Here is a 24,841-nt window from a genome sequence, read left to right on the forward strand (position 1 = left end):
GCGGGGAGGCTGCCACGTCCGCGGCGCGTACGGCCAGCCGGGGCGTCCCGCAGGCGTCAGGGCGGCGTCGCGGGCGGGCGCGGGGGAAGCGGCGGGCGGGCGCGGTCGGGACGGTCCGTGAGGTCGGGAGGAGTGGCGGCGGGGTGCTGGGAGAGCAGGGCCAGGGCGGTGCGTACGGCGACGTCGAGCTGGCCGTGGCGGCCCTCCGCCCAGTCCAGCGGGGTGCGGAGGCATTCGATGTCGGGGGCCACGCCCCGGTTCTCCACCGACCAGCCGTAGGCGTCGAACCAGGCGGCGTTCATGGGCACGGTGATGACGGTGCCGTCGCCCAGGCGGTGGCGGCCGGTCATGCCGACCACGCCGCCCCAGGTGCGCAGGCCCACCACCGGGCCGAGGCCGAGGAGTTTGAAAGCCGCGGTAATCATGTCGCCGTCGGAGGAGGTGGCCTCGTCCGCAATGGCGACCACAGGGCCGCGGGGGGCGTTGCCGGCGTACGAGACGGGCTGGGCGTTGCGGGTGAGGTCCCAGCCGAGCACGGTGCGGGTGAGCTTCTCGATGACCAGTTCGCTGATGTTGCCCCCCGCATTGCCGCGGACATCCACCAGCAGGGCGTCGTAGGCGACCTCCTTGCGCAGGTCGCGGTTGAACTGCGCCCATCCGGAGCCCCCCAGGTCCGGGATGTGCAGATAACCGCACCGGCCGCCGCTGAGCCGGCGGACGACCTTGCGGCGTTTGGCGACCCAGTGCTGGTAACGCAGCGGGCGGTCGTCGATGAGCGGCACGACGGCGACGCGGCGGGGCGCGCCGCGACCGCCGGGCGGCTTGAAGGTCAGCTCCACGGTGGTGCCGCCGGCGCCCGCGAGCAGCGGGAAGGGGCCCGACTGCGGGTCCACGGGGCGGCCGTCGACGTGGGTGAGGACGGCGCCCTCGCGGATGCCGGTGCCCGCCAGCGGGGAGCGGGCCTTGGAGTCGGACGACTCGCCCGGCAGGATGCGGATCACCGTCCAGGTGCCGTCCTTGTTGTGCTGGAAGTCGGCGCCGAGCAGGCCGATGGGGCGCTGGTAGTGCGGCGGTCCCTCATTGCGGCGGGCGGCGGCGACGTAGGCGTGCGACGTGCCCAGTTCGCCGAGCACCTCGCGGAGCAGGTCGGCGAACTCGTCCGGCGTGGCGACCCGGTCCACCAGCGGGCGGTACTGGTCGAGAACGGCCGGCCAGTCCACGCCGCACATGTCGGGCGCCCAGAAGTAGTCGCGGGTCAGGCGGCCCGCCTCGGCATAGGCCTGCTGCCACTCGGCGCCCGGGTCGACCTCGTGCAGGATCCGGCGCATGTCGACATAGACCGTGGTGTCGTCGTCGCCGCGCTCGTTGGCGGGCAGCACAGCGAGCTCGCCCTGGTCGTAGACCGCGAGGCGGCGGCCGTCGCCGCTGACGGCGTACCAGTCCATGTGGTGGACCAGTTCGGTCTTCTTGCACTTGCCGAGGCTGAAGAACTCCAGGGTGGGACGGGCGGATGGGTCGGTGGGGTTGACGAAGGTCTCGCCCAGGGCGCCGGAGATCGGCCAGCGCAGCCAGACCAGGCCGCCCTGCACCGGTTCGAGCGACGAGTACTTCGACGCCGGTACGGGGAAGGGCGTCACCCGGCTGGGCAGGCCCTCCGCCTCGACCACGACCGGGCCGTCGCTGTCGCCGCCGCTCTCGCCCGGGTCCAGGCCGCTGCCGCTGGCGCTGCCGACCGGGCCGCCGTCGACGGGCAGCGCGAAGGGCGACGGCGTCGCCGAATTGAGCGGTACGAGATACGGGCGGCAGCCCAGCGGGAACGACAGGTCGCCGGTATGGACGTCGTACACCGGGTCGAAACCGCGCCAGGACAGGAACGCCAGGTAGCGGCCGTCACGGGTGAAGACCGGCTGTTCGTCCTCGAAGCGGCCGTTGGTGACATCGATGATCGTGTGGTCGGACAGTCGGGCGATCTTGACCGAGCGCAAGGAGCGGCCGACGCCGGGGTGCGACCAGGTCAGCCACGCCGAGTCGGGGGAGAACGCGAGGTCGCGGACCGGGCCGTTGGTGGAGCGGATCAGCTCGTTCACCGTGCCGGGTGGCTGCTGCCCGCCGGTGTTGACGTCGGTCTCGGTGTCGTCGTAGCCGGACGCGCCGCCGTCCGCGGTCATATCGGCCACGCCGGTGGTCACCAGGAGCAGGCGGCCGTCGTGCGAGGCGACCGCCAGGGTGCCGCCGTCCGGCGACGACACCAGTTGCAGGACGCGGCCGAGCCGGCCGACGGCCAGGCGGGTGACGGCGTCGGAGGTGTCGCCGGGCGGCGGACCGGTGTCGGCGCCGCCCCCGGTTCCGGGGCTGATGACGCCGTCGACATAGGCCACGCGGGTGGAGCCGGTTCTGACCGTACGACCATCGCCCCCCGGAATACGATCATCGCCCGCATTCGTACGACGATCGCCCGGCGGAATACGATCATCGCCCTCCGCCGTACGCGATCGCGCGGCGCCCACTGGCGACGTGTCCGCCGACGCGTCCTCCGGGGCGGCGGAGGGTTCGGCGATGTCCAGGGCGGCTTCCATGGCGACGGTCACATCGGTCACGTCGGCGGCCGACTCCGGGCCGCGGCTGAGGGCGCGGGAGGCGCGGCCCGGCAGCGGGGCCAGTTCGATGCCGTCCTCGCCCTCGGCGTCGGTGACGTAGCCGACCAGGCCGGTGTCGCCCAGCATCTCCGGCAGCCGGACGCGGGCGCCGGCGGCGTCGGCGATGGTGCGGGCCGGGCCGTCGCGGTGGGTGAGCCAGTACAGGCTGCCGCGCACGCACACGGCGCTGGCGCGGCCGGTGCTGTCGATGGCCAGGCCGTCGACATTCGAGGCGGCCGGCACCTGGTAGGGGCGGCGGCCGCTGCGGGCGCCGCCGAGGCGCATGTCGAGGCGGCGCGGAAGGGCGCCGGGCGCGACCAGGTCCTCCACCAGCCACAGGTCGCCCGCGCACTGGTAGACGACGCGCTCGCCGTCGGTGGCGGCATTCCGGGCGTAGAAGTCGGCGTGGTCGGTGTGGCGGCGCAGGTCGGTGCCGTCGGGCAGGCAGGAGTAGAGATTGCCGACGCCCTCGTGGTCGGACAGGAAGGCGATCCGGCCGGCCACGAACATCGGCGACGCAAGGTGCCCGTCGATGTCCGGCACCAGGCGCTCGCCGTGCAGCCACAGCCGCCCGGTCGCGCCGCCGCGGTAGCGCTTCCAGGCGTGCGGCTCGTGCGGCGGTGTCCCCGTCAGCAGCAGGGTCCGGCGCTCGCCGCCCCCGTCCGTGCCGCCGTCGTCCTCGTCGTGCACGGCGATGTCCGACACCGGCCCCCATGGCAGCGGCCCGCCCGGGCCGCATGCGACGGGCACACTGTGCGCCCAGGTGAAGTAGGAGAACGCCTGCCCGTGCGAGGACACCGCCAGGACGCTGCCGTCCGGCGTCCATGAGCACACCCTGGTGTCGGAACTGCCCCAGTACGTCAGCCGGCGCGAGGTGCCGCCGTCGGACGGCACCAGATACACCTCGGGGTCCAGGCTCCGCCAGGTCGTGAACGCGATCGTCGCCCCATCGGGTGACAGCCGCGGCGGTCCCACCCGGGTACGGTCCGCCGTCACCCGCCACGCGCGCCCGGGCGAGCCGCCCGGCGGCCCCAGCGGGGCCACCCAGATGTCGTCCTCCGCGGCGAAGCAGAGCATGTCGCCGTGCAGGTGCGGAAACCGTAGGTACGCGCCGTCGCTCACCCCACCCATGGTTCGGGCCACCCGCACTGCCAGCAACTTTTCACCCCGGTGCGCCCTCGCGGCCTGCCGCACCTCGTCGGCCGCCGGGCCGGTCGAGGGCGACGGCGGGCGGGGCGTACGGTCCCGTGGAGGCCGGGACGGATACCGGCGGACCAGCGGGCCGGGAGGCAGGGGTGCGGGGAGAAATGGAAGCCGAGGCCATCAGGACGCGGCGGCTGACGCTGGCGCCATTGGCGGCGCAATATGCCGAGGAAATGGCCCGGGTGCTGGGTGATCCGCGGTTGCACGACTTCATCGGGGGCGCGCCGGCGAGTGAACAGGGCCTGCGGGCGCGCTACGAGCGGCTGGTCGCCGGGTCGGGGGAGTCCGGGGTGTCGTGGTGCAACTGGGTGGTGCGGCTGCGTTCAGCGGATTGTCTGACCGGCACGGTCCAGGCGACGGTCGTCGGCCCGCAGGCGGAGATCGCATGGGTGATCGGAACGCCGTGGCAAGGGCAGGGGATCGCGACCGAGGCCGCACGGGGGCTGATCGGGTGGCTCGCCGGACAGGGGGTGACGACGGTGATCGCGCACATTCACCCCGACCACCTGGCGTCCGCCGCAGTGGCCGCGTCGGCCGGGCTCACCGCCACGGACGAATGGCACGACGGTGAGATGAGATGGCAGCTGATCGTCGGATGAGCCGGTGGTGCGAAGGCGCAGGGTCGTACAAGGGGTGATGCAGGGGCACTGACCTGGCGGGGGTGGCTCGCGTAACGTGCATTACCACTGAGTAGGTCGGTGGCAATGGGCGCGTGGAGCAGGAGGCGGGCGGATGGCGCTGGACGCGGACGTCGTCGTGGTGGGTGCGGGTCTCGCGGGGCTGGTGGCCACCGCCGAGCTGGCGGATGCCGGGCGGAAGGTGATCCTGGTCGACCAGGAACCGGAGGCGTCGCTCGGCGGGCAGGCGTTCTGGTCCTTCGGCGGGCTGTTCTTCGTGGACTCACCCGAGCAGCGCAGGATGCGCATCAAGGACAGCACGGAGCTGGCGCTCCAGGACTGGCTGGGAACCGCCGGTTTCGACCGCCCCGAGGACCACTGGCCGCGGCAATGGGCCGAGGCCTACGTCGACTTCGCGTCCGGCGAGAAGCGGGCCTGGCTGCGCGAGCAGGGGCTGCGGCTCTTCCCCGTGGTCGGCTGGGCGGAGCGCGGCGGCTTCCTGGCGACCGGCCCCGGCAATTCGGTGCCGCGCTTCCACATCACCTGGGGCACGGGTCCCGGCGTCGTCGAGCCGTTCGAACGGCGGGTCAGGGAAGCGGTCGCCCGGGGGCGGGTGGAACTGCGGTTCCGGCACCGGGTGACCGGGCTGAGCACGAGCGGCGGCGCCGTCGACGGCGTGACCGGTGAGGTGCTGGCGGCCAGCGGCGCGGCGCGGGGCACGGCCAGTTCGCGGGAGGTCGCGGGCTTGTTCGCCCTCAAGGCGCAGGCCGTCATCGTCACAAGCGGAGGTATCGGCGGCAATCACGACCTGGTGCGCGCGGCATGGCCCGAGCGGCTCGGAACACCGCCGAAGAAACTGCTCTCCGGAGTTCCCGCGCATGTCGACGGCTTGATGCTGGGCGTCGCGCAATCGGCGGGCGCGTCCGGCATCAACGGCGACCGTATGTGGCACTACACCGAGGGCATCGAGAACTGGAATCCGATCTGGGCCAGGCACGGAATCCGTATTCTGCCCGGCCCTTCCTCGCTGTGGCTCGACGCGACGGGAAAGCGGCTGCCCGTACCCCTTTTCCCCGGATTCGACACCCTCGGCACGCTCGAACACATCATGCGCACCGGGCACGAATACACCTGGTTCGTCCTCACGCAGAAGATCATTGAGAAGGAGTTCGCGCTTTCTGGCTCCGAGCAGAATCCCGACCTCACCGGGCGCAGTGTGCGCGAAGTCCTCAAGCGCGCGTTGCCGGGCGCGCCCGGACCCGTCGAGGCGTTCAAACGCAACGGGGTCGACTTCGTCGTGGAGCGCGAACTCGGCGCCCTTGTGAAGGGCATGAACGCGCTCACGGGTGAGGGACTGGTCGACGAGAGCGCGCTGCGGCGCGAAATCGAGGCGCGGGACCGGGAGATCGCGAATACGTACACGAAGGATCTCCAGGTCACGGCGATTCGCGGGGCGCGGAACTATCTCGGCGACAAGCTGATCCGTACGGCGTCGCCGCATCGGCTGCTCGACCCGAAGGCCGGGCCGCTGATCGCCGTGCGGCTGAACATTCTGACCCGGAAGTCCTTGGGCGGGCTGGAGACGGACCTTGACGGGCGGGTCCTCGCGCCGCCCGGCGCGACCGCCGCCGGGACGGACTCCGGCGCCGGACGCGGCGAGCCGCTGGGCGGGCTCTACGCGGCGGGCGAGGCGGCGGGCTTCGGCGGCGGCGGGATGCACGGGTACCGCTCGCTGGAGGGGACGTTCCTGGGCGGGTGCATATTCTCCGGGCGGAGGGCGGGGAGGGCTGCGGCGGCGGCCACCGCGTAGCCGCGGCCGGGGACTTGTCGGATCCCCCCGGGGTGCCCCTTGCGGCAGCCTTCGCTTTCGCGGTGCGTGGTGGCCGGTACGCGCGCCCCAGGGTGAGTGCTGCTGCGGCGGCCGGTCATCTCCCCGTCGTCGTGGCCGGGCACGCAGTTCTCCGTGCTGCTGGGTGAGTGCCCCTGCGGCAGCCTTCGCACTTGCGGTGCGTGGTGGCCGGGTACGCGCGTCCTTGGGCGTGTGCTGCTTGCGGTGGCCGGTCACCTCCCCGTCGTGGCCGGGCGCGCCCCCTGGCCGAGTGCTGTGTCACCTCCCCGTCACTGTGATCGGGCGCGCAGTTCCCCGCGCCGCCGCAAGGGGCGCCCTTGCGGCGGGTGCGCGGCTGCCGCGCCGTCCCGGCCCGGCTCCCGGCTCGGGCCCGCGTGGCGCGCGGGAGCCCGCCCCCTTGCGGCGGCGTGTCGGCGCGTGGGCGCCCACGGCGCCCCGGGCGTCCGGCCGGCCGGGGCGGGGTCTTCGGGGCGCGAAGCCGGGGCGCGGCGCGGCGGCGGGAGCCGGAGGTTGGCCGCGGGCTTGCGCGTCCGCCGTAGCGGCGTGACCAGCGCAGACGGCGGACGCGAAGCCCAACTCACCCCGGCGCGGAGCGCCTTGTCGTGTTTCAAGCATTGACAGGAGCAGGACGGCTCCGCACTATGGGAGCGCTCCCACGTTAAGAGCGTGTAACCGATCAATGAACCACCGCACCACCTCCCATGACCTCTCGAAGCCCTTTCGAAGGCCCATCCCCCCAATGGAGGTTGTTCGCACATGGCAGTCCCGATAGTCCGACGCAGAACCGCGGCACTGGCCGCAGGTCTGATGGTCGTCGCGTCCGGCGGCGTGGCCGCCGCGCTCAGCACCTCGACCGCCTCGGCGGCCACAGCCGGCTGCTCGGTCAACTACAGCGTGAGCCAGTGGGACACCGGCTTCACCACGCAGGTGACCGTCACCAACACCGGCCCGGCGCTGACCAGCTGGAACCTCGGCTGGAGCTTCGCCGGCAACCAGCAGATCACCCAGTCCTGGAACGCCACCGTCACCCAGACGGGCAAGGCCGTCAACGCGGCCAGCCTGTCGTACAACGGCGCTGTGGCGACCGGCGGGACGGCGACCTTCGGCTTCAACGGGTCGTACAGCGGCACCAACACCACGCCGACGGCGTTCACCCTGAACGGTGTCGCGTGCGGTGGCGGCGGCGGTGGCACCACGCCGCCGACCACGCCTCCCACGACGCCGCCGACCACTCCGCCGACGACGCCTCCGACCACGCCGCCCACCACTCCGCCGACAAGCCCGCCGCCGGCCGGCCAGCGGGTGGACAACCCGTACGTCGGGGCCAAGGGCTACGTCAACCCCGAGTGGTCCGCGCTGGCCGCCGGGGACGGCGGCCAGGCGATCGCCAAGCAGTCGACCGCGGTGTGGCTGGACCGGATCGCCGCGATCAACGGCGCCAACGGCGCGATGGGCCTCAAGGCGCACCTGGACTCCGCGGTGACGCAGGCCGCGGGTCAGCCGCTGACCATCGAGCTGGTCATCTACGACCTGCCCGGCCGGGACTGCGCGGCGCTCGCCTCCAACGGTGAGCTGGGCGCGACCGAGATCGGCCGCTACCAGACCGACTACATCAACCCGATCGCCGCTCTCGAAGGCAACGCCGCCTACGCGGGTCTGCGGATTGTCAACATCATCGAGCCCGACTCGCTGCCCAACCTGGTCACCAACGCGGGCGGTACCGCCGGTTCCACCGACGCGTGCGCGACGATGAAGGCGAACGGCAACTACGAGAAGGGTGTCGGTTACGCGCTGGCGAAGCTGGGCGCGATCGGCAACACCTACAACTACATCGACGTGGGTCACCACGCCTGGCTGGGCTGGGACAGCAACTTCGTCCCCGCCGCGCAGGAGTTCCTGAAGGCCGCCACCACCAACGGCGCCACCGTGGCCGACGTGCAGGGCTTCATCGCCAACACGGCGAACTACAGTGCCACGACCGAGCCCTACGTCAAGATCACGGACTCCGTCAACGGCACCTCGGTGCGGCAGTCCAAGTGGATCGACTGGAACAACTACGTCGACGAGCAGTCCTACGCGCAGGGCCTGCGCAATGAACTGGTCTCGGTCGGCTTCCAGTCCAACATCGGCATGCTGATCGACACCGGCCGCAACGGCTGGGGCGGCACCGCCCGTCCCACCGGTCCCGGCGCGACGACCAGCGTGGACACGTACGTGAACGGTGGACGTCTGGACAAGCGGATCCACGCCGGCAACTGGTGCAACCAGTCCGGTGCCGGTATCGGCGCCCGCCCGACGGCCGCCCCCGCTTCGGGTATCGACGCCTACGTGTGGGTCAAGCCTCCGGGCGAGTCGGACGGTGCGAGCCAGGCCATCAGCAACGATGAGGGCAAGGGCTTCGACCAGATGTGCGACCCGACCTACGGCGGCAACGCGCGCAACGGCAACAACCCGACGGGCGCACTGCCCAACTCCCCGCTGGCGGGCCACTGGTTCTCGGCCCAGTTCCACCAGCTGATCGCCAACGCATACCCGCCGCTTTCGTAGCACCTGGATAGCGGATCCCCCCACCGGGCCCGTTCGGGGCCGCGCCTGGGTCACATCGACCCGGACCGCGGTCCCGTAACGGGCCCGCCGCATGCCCGCGGTCCGCCGGGCCGCATGCGAGCGCCGTGCGCGCCCGGACCGGACGCCGCTGCCCGGCTGTCACACCCGTCGTGCACCATGGAGGGGACAGAGCGCAGGGGCGGGGGTGGAGGGGAGGGGGGCGGTTCATGGACGCCACCGAGGTGCACGGGACGGTGGAGCCGGAGTACGAGCCGGTCCGCGCCGCTTTCGCGGGGAATTTCGCGCGGCGCGGTGACCGTGGCGCGGCGCTCGCGGTCTACCGGCACGGGCGGAAGGTCGTCGACCTGTGGGGCGGTACGACGGCGCCGGACGGCGGCGGCCCGTGGCGCGAGGACACCGCGCAGACGGTGCGGTCCGCGACGAAGGGGGTGGCCGCGACCTGTCTGCTGCTGCTCCACCAGCGCGGGCAGTTGGACCTGGACGCACCGGTGGGCACGTACTGGCCGGAGTTCAAGGCGCGGGGCAAGGAGCGGGTGACCGTACGCGAGGTGCTCGCGCACCGGGCGGGCGTACCCGCGCTCGACGTGCCGCTCACCCCGGAGCAGGCGCTCGACGGGGTCTCGGGGCCGCGGGCGGTGGCCGCGCAGCAGCCGCAGTTCCCGCCGGGCGGGGCGCACGGCTATCACGCGCAGACCTTCAGCTGGCTGGCCGGTGAGCTGGTGCTGCGCGCCTCGGGCCGTACGATCGGCCGCTTCGTGGCCGAGGAGATCACCCGGCCGCTCGGCCTTGACCTGTGGATAGGCCTGCCCGCCGAGCGGGTGGGCCAGGTCGGCAGGATCGGTGCCGTCGAGGTCCCCGAGCCCTCGGTGTCCGGCGGGCTGCGCACCCGGGCCAAGCAGGCCGTCCAGGACGCCTACGCCGACCCCGGCTCGCTCACCCGGCGGGCCTTCGCCGCGATCACCCCGCTGCCGGACGAGAACGACCCGGCTTACCGGGCCGGGGAGTTGGCGGCGTCCGGCGGGATCGCCACCGCGCGGTCGCTCGCGCGCTTCTACGCGGCGCTGGTCGGCGAGGTGGCGGACGGGCCGCGGCTGTTCGCGCCCGCCACGCTGACCGCGGCCAGGACGCCGGAGTCGGACGGGCCCGACCAGGTGCTGGTGGTCAACACCCGCTTCGGGCTGGGCTACATGCTGCACGGTCCGGCCTCGCCGCTGCTGGCCCCCGGGTCGTTCGGACACCCGGGCCGGGGCGGCAGCCTGGCCTTCGCCGACCCCGGTACGGCCATCGGGTTCGGCTACGTCACCAACGGCATGCAGCCCAATGTCACCGCGGACCCCCGTGCCCAGGCCCTGGTCAGGGCACTCAGGGAGTGCATACGCTGACCCGATGCGAGGACGTTTCGAGGATTTCGGTGTGATCGTCACGGGATCGGCGCGCGGTATCGGGGAGGCCACAGCGCGGCGGTTCGCCGCCGAGGGCGCCGGGGTGCTGATCGCCGACATCGACGAGGAGGGGGCCGAGCGGACGGCCGCCTCGATCCGTGCGGCGGGCGGCCGGGCCGAGGCCTGCGGCTGCGACGTCGCCGACCGTACGTCGGTGGACGCGGCGGTGGCGCGGGCGGTGGCCGCCTTCGGGACGCTCGACGTGCTGGTCAACAACGCCTACCGGTGCGGCGACCACCGGCCCGACTTCGCCGACGAGGACGACGAGGAGTGGCGGCTCGACCTCGACGTCAGCCTCGTCGGCGCGATGCGCTGCACCCGGGCCGCGCTGCCCCACCTCGCCGCCGCGCCCGGCCGGCGGGGCGCGGTGGTCAACATCGGCTCGGTCAACGGCATCTCCTACTTCGGCAACCACTCCTACAGCGCGGCCAAGGCGGGCCTGATGTCGCTGACCCGCACGCTGGCCGTGCACGCCGCGCCCAGCGGTGTCCGGGTCAACCTCGTCGCCCCGGGCACGATCCGCACCCCGGCCTGGGAGGGCAAGGAGTCCGTCCTGGACGCGGCCGGTCCGCTCTATCCGCTCGGCCGGATCGGCGAACCCGCGGACATCGCGGGCGCCGTCACCTTCCTCGCGTCCTCCGACGCGGCCTGGATCACCGGGGTGACGCTGCCGGTGGACGGCGGGATCCTGCTCAGCAACCCCGGGTTCGCGGACGCGGTCGAGGCCGCCGGCGAGGCGTAGCGCCGGGACGGCGCCCTGTCCCGACCACGTGTGGTCCGTTTGTACGTTTGCCGTTCGTACTACGAACTATTATAGTTCGCAGTACGAATTCGCAGTACGAATGACAATGCCATATCGCATCGTGGGGTGAAACCATGAGCCGAACCGCTGCGGCCGTCGTCGGAACGTACGCCGGCGTCGAGCGCCGGGTAAAGCCGCGGCCAGGCCGGACCGGGTGTCAGCGGCGCGGCGGCTCGTCCGCGTCCATGAAGACCACCGGCACCTCGTTGTCGGTCACGACCAGGCCCAGCAGTCCTGCCAGGTTGTCCCGGTCGGCGTCCGCCAGGCCCGAGGGCAGCTGTTCGATCCGGCGGCAGGCCTCGGCGTAGAAGGCGTCCGCCAGGTCGGCGCCGCCCGCGGTGAGGGCGACCCGTACCGCCCGCCGGTCCTCGGGATCCGGCTCGCGCCGCACCAGGCCGCGCTGCGCGGTCCGGTCGACCAGTCCCGTCAGGCTGGACTTCGCGAGCCTCAGCATCTCGCCCAGCTCGCCCATTCCGTACGGCTGCGGCATCAGCACACACAGCAACTGCCCCTGCTGGGCGGTCAGTCCGTACTCCCTGGCCGTCTCCGCATACACCGCGTTGACCAGGAACGACGCTCGCACCAGCGCGGTGACGACACTCATCCGCTCACCCACGGCCTTCCCCATGCGGGCCAGGGTACGGGAGACAGGGAAACACAGCGATGACAGCAACAGAGGCGCTTTTCGGGGTCGGCGTCAGCAATGCGATCGGCGTCGCCGCCGGCTTGGCACCCGGGAGCGTGCCCGGGGTCCTGCGGCTCGCCGCGCGGGCGGACCGGGACGGGCTCGACCTCTTCTCCGTCTCCGACCACCCTTACGCCGGCGGGCGGTTCGACGCGTACGCCGCCGTGGGCGTCGCGCTCGGCGGCACCTCCCGGATCAGCGGACTGGTCAACGTCAGCAACCTGCCGAGCCGGCCCGCGCCGATGCTCGCGCGCACGGTCACCTCGCTGTCCGCGCTGACCGGCGGGCGGATCGTGCTGGGCCTGGGGGCCGGCGGGCTCTGGGACGACATCGTGCGGCTGGGGGTGCCGCGGCTCGACCCGGCCGCGGCCGTACGCGCGCTGGAGGAGTCGGTCACCCTCATCAGGGCGCTGAGCGGCGGAGGGCCGCCGGTCACCTTCGAGGGCGAATTCCACCGGGTCGACGCGCTGGAGCCGGCGCCGGTGGCCGCGCCGCGGATCTGGACCGGATCGGTCGGGCCGAAGTCGCTCGCGGTGACCGGGCGGGTGGCCGACGGCTGGATCCCCGGCCACGCGGCGGACTGGCTCAGCGCGCGCTACCGCGAGTCGCGGCCGGTCATCGACGCGGCGGCCCACGCGGTGGGCCGGCGGGCGGCCGACATCGCGACGGTCTTCAACTTCCCGGGCGTCATCACGCCCCGGCCGCTGGCTGCGACCCGGGACCGCGACGGGCGCTGGGTCGGCGGGTCCGCCGGGCAGTGGGTGGAGGAACTGGCCGGGGCCGTCCGTGAATTCGGTGCGGCCGGCTTCATCCACTTTCCGGTGGGGGACGCCTCCGCCGAGGATCAGCTCGGGCGCTGGGCGTCGGAGGTCGTACCTGCGGTGCGGGAACGCCTGGCGGCGTAGCCGTTCGCCCTGGGCGGTGCGGTGGCTTCTGGGCCGGGGTGCGTTGCGGCTGACCGTGCCCGCTCGTGCCCGGGACTCCGGGGGTGCGCTGTGGCTTTGTGCCCATGCCCGTTTCCCGGGCGCTCCGGGGCGGATGCCACTTGCGGCGGGCCGCTGGGTGCGGCTGCGTCGTGGCTGGGCGCGCGGTTCCTCGCGCCCCTCCGTGGGCGGCGCTTGCGGTGGCCGCCACGTGCGGCGTTGTCGTGGCTGGGCGCGCAATCACGCCGCGCGCCTCCGTGAATGCCGCTGGCCTTCGCACCTCGCGGCGGATCGGGGCCGGGCGGCGCCCGGCCGACTCGTGCGCGGATCAGCCGCCGTTCCGGGCGCCCCGCCGCCCGCGCGTCTGCGTGCCCGGGCGGATATCGGCGTGCGCTCCTCCGCCTGGGGGGTCTAGGTTGAAAGCTAGAGATCCTAGTTCACGAGGAGGCCGACCATGGCACGTGCGGGTGTCACCACCGACCGGCTGACCGCCGCCGCAGCGGCGATGGCGGACGAGGTCGGGATCGACAAGGTCACCCTGTCGGCGCTGGCGCGGCAGTTCGGGGTGAAGGACGCGAGCCTGTATTCGCACGTCGGGAGCCTGCGCGAGCTGCGGGTACGGATCGCGCTCGTGGCCGCCGACGAGGTCGCGGCGCGGATCGGCGGGGCCGTGGCGGGCCGTGCAGGCAAGGACGCGCTGGTCGCCTTCGCGAACGCCTACCGCGACTACGCGCTGGAGCACCCGGGGCGTTACGAGGCCTCGCAGATGCGGTTCGAGCCCGAGGAGGTGGCCGATTCCGAGGGCTTCCGGCGCAATGTGGAGCTGACGTACGGGATGCTGCGGGCGTACGGGCTCACCGAGCCGGACCTCACCGACGCCGGGCGGCTGCTGCGGAGCACCTTCCACGGCTACATCCACCTTGAGCTGAGCGGCGCCTTCGGGCACTCCCGCGAGGTGCGGGCGTCGTGGTCGCGCGGGCTCGACGCGCTCCATGTGCTGCTCGACACCTGGCCGCGCACACCGGCCGCGGGCACGCTCGCGGTACCCGGCGCGCGGTTGTACTACGAGCGGCGCGGCAGCGGCCCGGTGCTGCTGATGATCCCGGGCGGGGCCGGCGACGCCGGGCTCTACGCGGGCATGGCTCCCGGCCTGGCCGAGCGCTTCACCGTGGTGTCGTACGACCCGCGCGGGCTGTCGCGCAGCCCGCTGGACGGACCGGCCGGCGACCAGCGGACGGCGGAGTGGGCCGATGACGCCTACCGGCTGCTGGAAGTGGTCTCGCCGGACAGGCCCGCGTACGTACTGGGCAGCAGCTCGGGCGCGATCGTGGCGCTCGAACTGCTGGCCCGGCACCCGGGCAGGGTGCGCCGGGTGGTCGCGCACGAGCCGCCGCTGGTGGAGGTGCTGGCCGATCCGGCGCCGCACCGGGCGCTCTTCGCGGAGGTGCGCGAGATCTTCCGGGCGCGAGGAGCCGCCCCCGCGATGGCGCGCTTCAGCGAGGGCCTGGGCGGCACGCCGGGCGAGCAGCCCACCGAAGTGGCGCCGGAGATCCGGGAGATGGCGCCGCGGATGCATGCCAACCTGCCCTTCTTCCTCGACCGCATGCTGTGCCCCTTCACCTCCTCCGTGCCCGACCTGGACGCCCTGCGCAAGGGTGCGGACCGGCTGGTGATGGCGGTCGGCGCCGACTCCCGCGACCAGGTCCCGCTGTCGGGCCCCGCGGCCCGGCTGGCCGAAGCGCTCGGCACGGAGCTGGCCGAATTCCCCGGCGGCCACCTCGGCGCGACCGAGCACCCCCGCGAATTCGCCGCACGGCTGGTGGAGTTGCTGGACGCCTGAGCGGGCCGCCGGCTCGGGGGCGCGCTACCGCGGCGGCCTGGTCAGGTCCCGGACCCCCGCGCGGACCGCGGCCCAGTCCGTGGCGCCGGGGTGAGCGCGGGCGCGGGGGAGCCAGGCAGCGCGGTCCCGGTGCTCCCGGTGGAGCTGGGCGAGGTCGAGGGCGACACCCGGCGGCGGCCCGGCCGCGGTGAGTTCGGCGACCCGGCGGGACATCGCGGCGAGCAGCGCGCGGTCGAAGTCGGCGACGGCGCCGAGGAATTCGCCGGTGGGTACGGTCACCCGCCCCGCCTGGGCGCCCGCGAACTCGATCACGCCCTCCGGATCGGGCCGGTGCCGCCACGCGAGGGTGACCGCGTCCTCGGAACTCCGCGGTACGCCGGCAGCGCACCAGCGGGGCGACCCGCAGACAGCCGGTGTGGAGGAAGCCCGCGCTGTGCCAGGCCACCGCCGCCTCGGCCTGCGGTGTGTCCTGCCACTCCCACGGCGGCTCCAGTCGCGCGGCCACCTCCGCGAGGTCGGGCGGCACCGGCTCCAACGCCCCTGCCACCAGGGCGATCAGGTCCTCCCACAGCCGCGCCACGTAGTGGTCCACGTACGGATGCGCGGGGCCGTCCCGCCGCAGCTCGCGTACGGTCCGGTCGGCGTGGCGCAGCACCTCGTGGCCGCCGAGGTCGAGGCAGTACCAGCCGTCGGTCAGCCCGAACCAGTGCAGCTCGGGCTCGGTCCGGCCCCAGGGGCGCACCGACTCCAGAGAGGTCAGGCCGAAGCGGACGCGGACGGCGGGCGTGGTCACGGGGCCGAGCATGCCACCGGCTGCGAGCTCCGGCCGCCGCTCCGCCGGCGGAACAAGCCTTCCGAAGGCTCGCCGCGTACACCGACCGCTTGCGTCCCGGCACCGTCGGGTTCGCCCCCGCGCCGCAGGCCCCACGGGCCTGCGAAAACGCCCGTGAAGACGCCCTGATTTGTCTGATCAGTCGTCACAACACCCTTGCCATAAGACACTTGTCTGTCCGTCAGATGACTAGGATGATCAGGCAATCCCCTCTCGCGGTGGGTATGGGCGTCGGATTTTGGCCACGTCGACCGCCGCGCGCGTTCCGGTGCGTTCGTTCCGTACGGACCGGAATCCGATGGGTTGTACCGGGTCTGGTCGACCTCTCCGAGTTCATGAGGATCTGATGACGAGTCATATGTCGGGAGTGGTGTTCTGGCCTGTCGCCGTCGTCGCGCTGGTGGCCCTTTTCCTATGGGTCCGGCAGGCGTTCGTGGCGGCACGGCTCAGGAAGCGGCTCACCGCGGCCGAGGAGGATGTGCGGCTCCGCGAGGCGGAGGCCGCACATCTGGTCACGGTCAGGCTGTCCGCCGTGGAGATGGGCGGGCGGCGTCCGCCGCAGGGACTGCGGGACGAACGGCTGGCCGGTACGGCGTACGCGGACAGCATGGACCGGATCGTGGGCCGCTTTGTCGGCGCCGTCGAGAAGGCCCAGGTGCGCGCCGACCAGTCGGCGAAGTCCACCCTCAAGGCGGCGATGCGCTCGGTGCAGGCGCTGGCGAACGAACAGCAGCTGTCCATCTCCGACATGCAGGATCGCTATGACAATCCGAATGTTCTGCAGGACCTGATGGAGATCGACCACGCCAACTCGCAGTTCGGGCGCCGGGCGCAGGCCATCGCGGTGCTGTGCGGATCGTGGCCGGGACGGCAGCGCGCCGCCTCGCCGCTGATCGACGTGCTGCGCGGCGCCAAGTCCCGTATCCGCGACTACCAGCGGGTCGAGATCGGTGCGGGTCCCGACGTCGACGTGGTCAGCCGGGCGGTGGAGCCGGTGGTGCTCGCGGTCGCCGAACTGCTGGACAACGCCACCCGGCACTCGCAGCCGAACACCTCGGTCGAGGTCGCCGTCCGGCCCGCGCACAACGGCACCACGATCGTCATCGACGACGCGGGCGTCGGCATGGACGAGCTGGAGATCTCGGTCGCGGGCGAGCGGCTGACGGGCGGCGAGAACCTGGACATCAACGGGCTCGGCGACCCGCCGCAGTTCGGGTTCGCGGTGATCGGCGTGCTGGCCGCGCGCTACGGCTTCGCGGTGTCGGTGGACACCAGGTCGCCCTACGGCGGTGTGCGGGCCGTGCTGTTCCTGCCCAAGGCACTGCTGATCACCGCCGGTACGGCCGCGGCCCCCGTGGTCGCGCGCGCCGCGCACGCCCGCGCGGCCGCCCAGGGCGAACTGCCGGTACGCAGGTCGTCGGCCACCCGCGCGGTCGAGGCCGAACGCCCGGCCCAGCCCGTGGCGGCCGTCGCGGCGGCCGAACCGGTACACGAACGCGCGGTGCACGAACGCGCGGTGCACGAACGCGCGGTGCACGAGCGCGCGTTCGGCGAGGTCGTACCCGAGACCCCCATCACCGGCGCCACCGCGGGCGGCCTGCCCAAGCGCCGCAGGCGTGAGGTCAGCGAGGAACAGCGCGCGACCCTGCACGCACACACCGTGGAAGCGGTGGCCGACGAGGACACCGGACCGGTCCGTACCCCGTACGAGACCGCATCCCGTATGGGCGCGTTCGCCCGTGGCACGCGCTCCGGGCGCGCGGAATCCGCCGATGACGAAGGGACGACTCAGGAATGAACGACCATATGGCCAACGAACTGGGCTGGATGCTCGACGAGGTCCTGAAGGTCCCGGAGGCGCGGCACGCGATCCTGCTGTCCGCGGACGGGATGCTCAGAGCGCACTCGCAGGGCATCGGCCGCGACGAGGCGGAACGCCAGGCCGCGGCCCTGTCGGGGCTTCAGTCCATCAGCCGCAGCACCGCGGAATTCTGCGGCAAGGACGGTTCGCCCTGGCAGCAGACCCTGGTCGAATTCGCCGAGGGCTACGTCTTCCTGGTCGCGGCCGGCGCGGGCGCGTACCTGGCGGTCTCGGCCACGCAGCGGGTGGACATGGAGATGGTGACCTACCGCATGCAGAAACTCGTCGACCGGCTCGGCAAGGAGCTGACCAGCCCGCCCCGCCAGGACGCGGCACCCATCCGGCCGGGCACCACCGTACGCTCATGACCCCGCCGCGCAGGCGTGAGAAGGGGCTCGTGCGGTCCTATGTCGTCACCGACGGGCGGGCTCACCCGACGCGCAACACCCTGGACATCGTCACACTGGTGAACGCCGTGACCACCCGTCCGCTGTCCGGGCTCACGCCCGAGCGGCGCGCGGTGATGGAGCTGTGCCGGGGCGGGGCGCTGTCCGTCGCCGAAGTGGCGGGGCACCTCACCCTCCCGATCAGCGTCACCAAAGTGCTGATCAGCGACCTCATCGACAGTGGTCACATCATCGCAAGGGCCGCCATCCCCAGGGCCGAACTCCCCGACGCCCAGCTTCTGCAGGAGGTGCTCAATGGGCTCCGCGCCCGCCTCTGAACGCGCCCTCGTACCAACGGGCGGACCCTCGTACGTGGCCGCCTCCGTCAGGACCGCGGCCAAGATCCTGGTCGTCGGGCACTTCGCGGTCGGCAAGACCACCTTCGTCGGGACGCTCTCCGAGATCCGGCCGCTGCGGACCGAGGAGCCCCTGTCGCAGGCCGGCGCGCGTATCGACGACCTGGCGGGCGTACCCGACAAGACCACCACCACCGTCGCCATGGACTTCGGGCGGCTCACGCTGAGCGAGAGCCTGGTGCTCTACCTGTTCGGCGCGCCCGGTCAGAAACGTTTCGCTCAGCTGTGGACCGACATGCTCCAGGGCGCGCTCGGCGCCATCGTGCTCGCCGACACCCGGCGGCTCGACCAGTCCTTCGACGTGATGGGGCTGCTGGAGGAGTACGGCATGCCGTACGCGGTCGCGGTCAACCGTTTCGACGGGGCGCCGCCCTTCCCCGAGGCGGAGGTGCGCGAGGCGCTCGACCTGCTGCCGGACACACCGCTGATCACCTGCGACGCCCGCGATCCCGCTTCCTCCACCATGGCGCTGATCGCCCTGGTGGAACACCTGCAGTCCCGAAACACCCCCGCCGATCAGGAGTTCCGAACCGGATGACGTCCCCCACCGCGCCCGAGCCCGCCTACGCCGCCGTACCGCCCCCCGGGTGCCCCGCCCACGCGGGCGGCCTCGCACGGCTGTACGGGCCCGAGCACGCCGCCGACCCCAAGGCGACCTTCGCGGCACTGCGCACGCAGGGCAGCGTCGCCCCCGTGGAGATCGCGCCCGGTGTCGAGGCCACGCTCGTCATCGGCTACCAGAGCGCGCTGGAGGTCCTGCGCAGCCCCGAGCGGTTCTCGAAGAACCCGCGCAGGTGGCAGGCGCTGGCCGACGGTTCCGTGCCCGCCGACAGCCCGGTCGTGCCGATGATGATGCACCGGCCCAACGCCCTGTGGTCCGACGGCGAGGAGCACGCCCGCTACCGCAGCGCGATCACCGACACCCTCGCCCAGATCGACCCCAACGAGCTGCGCGGCCACGTCGAGGAGTGCGCCGACATCCTCATCGACCGGATCGGCCCGGACGGCACCGCCGACCTGCTCAGCGACTACAGCGCGATGCTGCCGATGCTGGTCTTCAACCGGATGTTCGGCTGCCCGGCCGACATCGGCGACAAGCTGGTCTTCGGCATGTCCCGCATCTTCGACGCCGAGGCCGACGCGGAGAAGGCCAACCAGGTCCTCACCGAGGGCGGCATCGAACTGGTCGCGCTCAAGCGCCGCGAGCCCGGCGCCGACGTCACGTCCTGGATGATGGCGCACCCCGCCAGGCTCACCGACCTGGAGATGCTGCACCAGCTCGCGCTGCTGATGGGCGCGGGCACCGAGCCGGAGCAGAACCTGATCTGCAACGCGCTGCTCCTGCTGCTGTCCGACGACCGCTTCGCCGGCGACCTGGCGGGCGGCAGCATGCCGGTCGACGAGGCGCTCGACGAGGTGCTGTGGACCGACCCGCCGCTGGCGAACTACGCGGTGCACTACGCGATCCAGGACACCGAGGTCGACGGCGTCGAGGTGCCCGCCGGACGCCCGGTCCTGGTCAGCTTCACCGCCGCCAACACCGACCCGGCGCTCAGCGGCGAACGACGCGCCGGCAACCGCGCCCACCTGGCATGGAGCGCGGGCCCGCACACCTGCCCCGCCAAGAGCGCCGCCCGGCTGATCGCGGCCGTCGCGGTGGAAAAGCTGCTCGACCGGCTGCCGGACGTCGAACTCGACTGCGAGGTGGAGCAGCTGGAGTGGCGGCAGGGCCCCTTCCACCGGGCCCTCACCGCGCTGCCCGTACGTTTCCCGCCGATCGCCGTCACGGTGCCGGCCGCCACGGACGAGACTTCTGGAGACACCGAATGGAACCCCAAGCCCGCCCCGTCGTCATCGACCCCGCAGGACGCGACATCCACGGCGAGGGGGCCCGTCTCCGCGAAAGCGGCCCCGCGGCGCTGGTGGCGCTTCCTGGCGGTGTGGAGGCGTGGGCGGTAACCGACCAGACGCTGCTCAAGGAGCTGCTGACCGACGCCAGGGTCTCCAAGGACCCGCGGCAGCACTGGGCGGCCTGGGCCAACGGCGAGATCACCCCCGACTGGCCGCTGTTCACCTGGGTGGCGGTCACCAACATGTTCACCGCCTACGGGGGCGACCACCGGCGGCTGCGCAAGCTGGTGGCGACGGCCTTCACCGCCCGCCGCGCCGAGGCGATGCGCCCGTGGATCGAGCGGATGACCGCGGACCTGCTCGACGGGCTCGCCGCCCTGCCGGCCGGTGAGCCGGTCGACCTGCGCGAGGCGTACTGCTACCCGATCCCGATCCAGGTGATCTGCCAGCTCTTCGGCATCGACGACGAGGACACCCGCAAGGAGCTGCGGCGGCTGGTCGACAACATCTTCAACACCGCCATCAGCGCGGAGGAGGCCGTCGCCACCTTCACCGGCATCCACCAGGTGCTGTCGGACCTGGTCGCCCTCAAGCGGGAGACGCCGGGCGACGACCTCACCAGTGTGCTCATCAGCGCGCGCGAGGAGGACGGCTCGCGGCTGACCGAGGGCGAACTCGTGGACACCCTGATCCTGATGATCAGCGCGGGCCACGAGACCACCGTCAACCTGCTGGACAACGCTGTCCACGCGCTGCTCACCCACCCGGAACAGCTCGCACTGGTCCGGGCGGGGAAGGCCAACTGGAGCGACGTCATCGAGGAGACGCTGCGCGCCGAGCCGCCGATCGCCCACCTGCCGCTGCGGTACGCGGTGGACGACATCTCGGCCGGCGGTGTCGACATCAAGAAGGGCGAGGCGATCCTGGCCTCGTACGCGGCGGCGGGCCGCCACCCGGCCTACCACGGGCCCACCGCCGACAGCTTCGACATCACCCGGGTCAACAAGGAGCACCTCGCCTTCGGGCACGGCGCCCACTTCTGCCTCGGCGCACCGCTGGCCCGGCTCGAGGCCGAGATCGCCCTGCCCGCGCTCTTCGCGCGCTTCCCCGGGCTCGCGCTGGCGGCGCCGCGGGAAGAGCTGCCGCCGGTCGAGTCGTTCATCTCGAACGGCCACGTGAGCCTACCGGTGCGGCTGGGCTGAGCGCCTCGTACGACGGTGCCCCCGTCCGCGGCTGCCGCGGACGGGGGCACTTGGCTGCGCCCGATCGGAGGCGCCGCGGTACGGCTACGAGGCGGCGCGCAGGATGTCCGCGACGATCGGGCCGGCGGACTTGTTGCCGTGGTCGCCCTGCACGACCATCGCCGCGGCGGCCACATGGCCGCTGTAGGCGGTGAACCAGCCGGTCGGCAGGTCGTCCTTGTTCTCCTCCGCCGAGCCGGTCTTGGCGCCGTACGGGCTCGCGACGCCGGTCAGCAGACCCCTGGCGGTGCCCGAGACCGCCGTCGTGTGCATCATCGACATCAGGTTCTGCCGCACGGAGCCGGGCAGCGGGGTGGCGTGGATCGTCTGCCGGTTCTCGATCAGGTCCTTGTCCTGGAGGATCGACGGTTGCTGGAACTGCCCGCTGCGTACGGTGGCGGCGACCGACGCCATGTTCAGCGTGTTCATCAGGACCTGGCCCTGGCCGATCATCTCCGACGTCATCTCGTCGCCGGTGCCGCCGGGGATGCTGCCGTCGGTGGTGCCGGTGCCGGTGTACCAGGGGCGGCTGTCGCCCGCGAGGCCGAAGTAGTCGCGGCCGACCTTGGTCAGGGTGCCGGAGTCCAGGTATTTCGAGAGCCGGATGAAGCCGGTGTTGCAGGAGTTGGCGAAGTCCCAGGAAAAGGTGGCGCCGGGATTGTCCCGCGTGACGTTCTCGTACTTCTTGCCGCCCGCCGCCGCGTAGCCGTTGTAGCACTGGGACTTCACCGACGGGGAGATGCCGTGCGTGTACTCCGCCGAGGGCGGGGCCAGCATCAGCGCGGTGGCGGTCACGATCTTGAAGGTGGAGCCGGGCGGCTGGAGGCTCAGCGCGTAGTTCGTGCCGCCGGGCGGGTTGGCCGCCATGGCGAGGATCCTGCCGGTGCTGGTGTCCAGCGCGGTCACCCCCGACTGCCCGTACTTCTTCACCGCATTCTCCGCCGCCGTTTGGATGCCGGCGTCCAGGGTGGTCTTGAGCTGCGCGTTCTTGCCCGGCTTGACCACGTACAGCGTCTTGACGGCGCTGCCGTCGTCGGCGGCCACATAGGTCTCGATGCCGGGGGAGCCGCCGAGGTGCGCGTCCGCGTACCGTTTGCGCAGGTCCGCGAAGACATCGGTGAGGCCCGGATACTGCTCGGCCGTCATCGTCCTGCCGTGCCGGTCCACCAGGTCGAGCTGCGGTGCGGTCGCGAGCCCCGTGACCACCGACTGCCCTTCCTTGAGGTCGGGCTCCATGACGCTCGGCGCCCACTTGACGGCCGGATCGCCCACCGTGTTGCGGCCGACGGTCAGCGTCGAGCCGTACGTCCAGATCTGCGGCGCGAGATTCTCGTACGAGATGGTCGCGCGCACCGTGTACGACACGGTCATGCCGGCCGGGCCGGCCGCACTGGTCGCGTCGGTCGCGTTGTCCGACGGCGTCGCGGTGGCCGTGACCTTGCTGATGCTGCCCTTCGCCTTGAACTCCGCCAGCGCGGCCGTCGCGGTCTGGACGGAGTCCGTCAGCTTGGCGGCCGCCTGGTCGTCCCCCGACGACCAGGCGGCCAGGAAGTCGGCCGCGGTATGGGTGACGTCCTTCGCGGTGAGCGGGCTGTCGTCCCTGACCGTCGTGGTCGCCGGCGCACTGCCGCTCCCGCCGCCGTCCAGGCCGCTGTAGATGTTGTAGGCGCCGTAGCCTGCGACGCCCACCATGCCGATGAAGACCGTGCCGATGATGCCTGCCTTGAGCCCCCGTGCCATGGGCACCGAGATCCCCCCTCTGTCCCACCCCCTGAACGCGTTCGAATGACCGCGCTCCCAGCCGCACCCTACGGGACGGGTGTGACAGGGCAGGTCTCGGGAAAGACACGGCTTCGTCCCCGCTTCGTCCCACCCGCAACCGCCCGCGCCCCGCCCGCAACGGGGTGGCCCGCACCGGTTGTCGGCGGATCGGCGGGCGGGGTCAGACCCAGGAGTCGAACCACATGCGGGCCTGCCAGCCGCTGTAGGGGATCGTCATGCCGGTGTAGATCGGGAAGAAGTAGATGAAGTTCCAGATGATCAGCAGCACCAGAGTGCCCGCGCCGACCGCGCCCCACATCCGGCGGCCCTCGCTGGACCCCGGTGGGCCGAGGAAGGCGCCCACCATCATCGCCACCGCCAGGCAGAGGTAGGGCACGAAGGAGACCGCGTAGAAGTAGAAGATCGTGCGGTCCTGGTAGTGCATCCACGGCAGCAGGCCGGCGCCCACCGCGCACAGGATCGTGCCCGCCCGCCAGTCGCGGCGCAGCACCCAGCGGTAGAGCAGGTACAGCAGCGCGAAGCACGCCGACCACCACAGCAGCGGGGTCCCCAGCGCCAGGATCTCCTTCGAGCAGCCCCCGGTGCTGTGGCAGCCGTCCTGGCCGAACTTCGGCGACTCGAAGTAGTACGACACCGGACGGCCGAGGACGAGCCAGCTCCACGGGTTGGACTGGTACGGGTGGGGCGTGTGCAGGGTCACATTGAACTGGTAGACCTCGTACTCGTAATGCCACAGGCTGCGCAGCGGCGCCGGGATCCACGACCAGGTGCCGCCGCGGTTGTCGGCCCAGTGCCGCCCGTAGCCCTTGTCGGACAGGAACCAGCCGGTCCAGGTCGCCAGGTAGGTGAGCAGCGCGACCGGGATCATGGTCAGCACCGACCAGCCGAAGTCCTTGCGCAGCACGGCCGTGACCGGGCGGCGGGCGCCCGCCAGGCGGCGCGAGCCGAGGTCCCACGCCAGGGTCAGGATCGTGAAGAACGCCAGGAAGTACAGGCCGTTCCACTTGCTCGCCGCGGCCAGGCCGAGGAAAACCGCCGCCGCAATACGCCACGGGCGCCAGCCCATGCCGACCTTTTCCCCGACCTGCCGGTCGGGTCCCGCCCAGCCGGACTCGTCCACCGGCAGCGCCCGGGCCAGCCGGGTTCTGGACCAGTCGCGGTCCACCAGCAGGCAGCCGAAGGCGGCCAGCGCGAAGAACATGATCACCAGGTCGAGCAGCGCGATCCGGCTCATCACGAACTGCAGGCCGTCCACCGCCATCAGCAGCCCGGCCAGGCAGCCCAGCGCGGTGGAGCGGAAGAGCCGGCGCCCGATGCGGCACAGCATCAGCACCGACAGGGTGCCGAGCACGGCCATCATGAACCGCCAGCCGAAGGGGTTCATGCCGAACATCCACTCGCCGACCGCGATCACCCACTTGCCGGCCGGCGGATGCACCACGTAGCCGGGCGCGTCGGACAGCGGGATCGTCTGCGGGTGCCCCAGCAGGTCCGGGTTGGTGATCTTGGCGTCCGGCCAGGTGCCCTCGTAGCCGAACTGGAGCAGCGACCAGGCGTCCTTGGCGTAGTACGTCTCGTCGAAGACGACCTCGCGCGGTGTGCCCAGGTGCCAGAAGCGCAGCCCGCCCGCGAAGGCCGCCACCAGGAGCGGGCCGAGCCAGCCCGACACCCTGGCCAGCAGGTGGGAGAGCCGCGGGCCCGCGCCCAGCGACTGCCACATCCGGGTCCCCGGCTCGGGGAACGGCGGCACCAAGCGCTCGCGGGTGTCGGTGCGCGGCCGTTCCGCATAGCCGAACCTGCGCAGCCGTTGCGCCCAGGGGCTCGGATGCGGCTGTGCCAGAACACCCTCGGGGGCCCGGTCCTGCGTCGCGGTCTCACTCGTCACCGGCCCATCGTAGGGAACGCCT

The 24,841-nt window shown here is 72.4% G+C and carries 17 protein-coding genes and 3 pseudogenes; 14 read left to right on the forward strand and 6 right to left on the reverse strand.

The features are described 5' to 3' along the window. Positions 1-56: 56 nt before the first annotated feature. Positions 57-3,767 (reverse strand): S41 family peptidase, encoded by a 3,711-nt coding sequence (locus tag OHA86_RS23890; RefSeq protein ID WP_443071863.1) that lies wholly within the window; start codon positions 3,765-3,767, stop codon positions 57-59. A 176-nt stretch (positions 3,768-3,943) separates the two neighbouring features. Between OHA86_RS23890 and OHA86_RS23895 the strand changes: the two genes are divergently transcribed. The 5 genes from OHA86_RS23895 (at position 3,944) to OHA86_RS23915 (ending at position 11,057) form a co-directional block, all read left to right on the forward strand. After that, positions 3,944-4,438, forward strand: coding sequence for a GNAT family N-acetyltransferase (locus OHA86_RS23895; protein ID WP_329178348.1), 495 nt, complete (start codon positions 3,944-3,946; stop codon positions 4,436-4,438). A gap of 133 nt (positions 4,439-4,571) precedes the next feature. Further along, complete coding sequence (locus OHA86_RS23900) at positions 4,572-6,266, forward strand: FAD-binding dehydrogenase (protein WP_329178350.1); 1,695 nt, start codon at positions 4,572-4,574, stop codon at positions 6,264-6,266. A 795-nt stretch (positions 6,267-7,061) separates the two neighbouring features. Continuing rightward, complete coding sequence (locus OHA86_RS23905) at positions 7,062-8,852, forward strand: glycoside hydrolase family 6 protein (protein WP_329178351.1); 1,791 nt, start codon at positions 7,062-7,064, stop codon at positions 8,850-8,852. Positions 8,853-9,079: 227 nt separating this feature from the next. Next, positions 9,080-10,255, forward strand: a complete 1,176-nt coding sequence (locus OHA86_RS23910) for a serine hydrolase domain-containing protein (RefSeq protein WP_329178352.1) — start codon at positions 9,080-9,082, stop codon at positions 10,253-10,255. Positions 10,256-10,259: 4 nt separating this feature from the next. Continuing rightward, positions 10,260-11,057 (forward strand): SDR family NAD(P)-dependent oxidoreductase, encoded by a 798-nt coding sequence (locus OHA86_RS23915; protein WP_329178354.1) that lies wholly within the window; start codon positions 10,260-10,262, stop codon positions 11,055-11,057. Positions 11,058-11,274: 217 nt separating this feature from the next. Here OHA86_RS23915 and OHA86_RS23920 read toward each other — a convergent pair whose 3' ends face one another. Next, entirely contained in the window at positions 11,275-11,721 is a 447-nt protein-coding gene (locus tag OHA86_RS23920; RefSeq protein WP_329182528.1) for a MarR family winged helix-turn-helix transcriptional regulator, read from the reverse strand. Between the two features lie 59 nt (positions 11,722-11,780). Here OHA86_RS23920 and OHA86_RS23925 point away from each other — a divergent pair, with 59 nt between their 5' ends. From OHA86_RS23925 to OHA86_RS23935, 3 genes and pseudogenes are all read left to right on the forward strand, one after another. Next, complete coding sequence (locus OHA86_RS23925) at positions 11,781-12,707, forward strand: LLM class flavin-dependent oxidoreductase (RefSeq protein ID WP_329178356.1); 927 nt, start codon at positions 11,781-11,783, stop codon at positions 12,705-12,707. A 472-nt stretch (positions 12,708-13,179) separates the two neighbouring features. After that, a pseudogene (locus OHA86_RS23930) lies at positions 13,180-13,749 on the forward strand (TetR/AcrR family transcriptional regulator); the annotation flags it as partial. A 72-nt stretch (positions 13,750-13,821) separates the two neighbouring features. Further along, a pseudogene (locus OHA86_RS23935) lies at positions 13,822-14,565 on the forward strand (alpha/beta fold hydrolase); the annotation flags it as partial. A 24-nt stretch (positions 14,566-14,589) separates the two neighbouring features. Here OHA86_RS23935 and OHA86_RS23940 read toward each other — a convergent pair. Further along, complete coding sequence (locus OHA86_RS23940; protein WP_329178358.1) at positions 14,590-14,877, reverse strand: DUF5984 family protein; 288 nt, start codon at positions 14,875-14,877, stop codon at positions 14,590-14,592. 115 nt (positions 14,878-14,992) lie between these two features. Next, positions 14,993-15,370, reverse strand: a pseudogene (locus OHA86_RS36135) (DUF5984 family protein); the annotation flags it as partial. A 373-nt stretch (positions 15,371-15,743) separates the two neighbouring features. Here OHA86_RS36135 and OHA86_RS23945 point away from each other — a divergent pair. The 6 genes from OHA86_RS23945 to OHA86_RS23970 are packed head-to-tail and all read left to right on the forward strand — an operon-like array spanning position 15,744 to position 21,113. Further along, positions 15,744-17,195, forward strand: a complete 1,452-nt coding sequence (locus OHA86_RS23945) for an ATP-binding protein (protein WP_329178360.1) — start codon at positions 15,744-15,746, stop codon at positions 17,193-17,195. Next, positions 17,192-17,626: a roadblock/LC7 domain-containing protein gene (locus tag OHA86_RS23950; protein WP_329178362.1), complete on the forward strand. Its 435-nt coding sequence runs from the start codon at positions 17,192-17,194 to the stop codon at positions 17,624-17,626. The genes OHA86_RS23945 and OHA86_RS23950 overlap by 4 nt, the downstream gene beginning before the upstream one ends. Continuing rightward, positions 17,623-17,982 (forward strand): DUF742 domain-containing protein, encoded by a 360-nt coding sequence (locus OHA86_RS23955; protein ID WP_329178363.1) that lies wholly within the window; start codon positions 17,623-17,625, stop codon positions 17,980-17,982. The genes OHA86_RS23950 and OHA86_RS23955 overlap by 4 nt, the downstream gene beginning before the upstream one ends. Then, positions 17,960-18,598, forward strand: coding sequence for a GTP-binding protein (locus OHA86_RS23960; RefSeq protein WP_329178364.1), 639 nt, complete (start codon positions 17,960-17,962; stop codon positions 18,596-18,598). The genes OHA86_RS23955 and OHA86_RS23960 overlap by 23 nt, the downstream gene beginning before the upstream one ends. Next, positions 18,595-20,019 (forward strand): cytochrome P450, encoded by a 1,425-nt coding sequence (locus OHA86_RS23965; RefSeq protein ID WP_329178366.1) that lies wholly within the window; start codon positions 18,595-18,597, stop codon positions 20,017-20,019. The genes OHA86_RS23960 and OHA86_RS23965 overlap by 4 nt, the downstream gene beginning before the upstream one ends. Continuing rightward, positions 19,983-21,113 (forward strand): cytochrome P450 family protein, encoded by a 1,131-nt coding sequence (locus OHA86_RS23970; protein WP_329178367.1) that lies wholly within the window; start codon positions 19,983-19,985, stop codon positions 21,111-21,113. Before OHA86_RS23965 ends, OHA86_RS23970 begins: the two co-directional genes overlap by 37 nt. Positions 21,114-21,197: 84 nt before the next feature. Here OHA86_RS23970 and OHA86_RS23975 read toward each other — a convergent pair whose 3' ends face one another. Beyond that, positions 21,198-22,892, reverse strand: coding sequence for a penicillin-binding transpeptidase domain-containing protein (locus OHA86_RS23975; protein WP_329182530.1), 1,695 nt, complete (start codon positions 22,890-22,892; stop codon positions 21,198-21,200). A gap of 202 nt (positions 22,893-23,094) precedes the next feature. Then, entirely contained in the window at positions 23,095-24,819 is a 1,725-nt protein-coding gene (locus OHA86_RS23980) for a dolichyl-phosphate-mannose--protein mannosyltransferase (RefSeq protein WP_443071866.1), read from the reverse strand. Between the last annotated feature and the right edge of the window lie 22 nt (positions 24,820-24,841).

The sequence above is a fragment of the Streptomyces sp. NBC_01477 genome (assembly GCF_036227245.1).
Classification (GTDB): domain Bacteria; phylum Actinomycetota; class Actinomycetes; order Streptomycetales; family Streptomycetaceae; genus Actinacidiphila.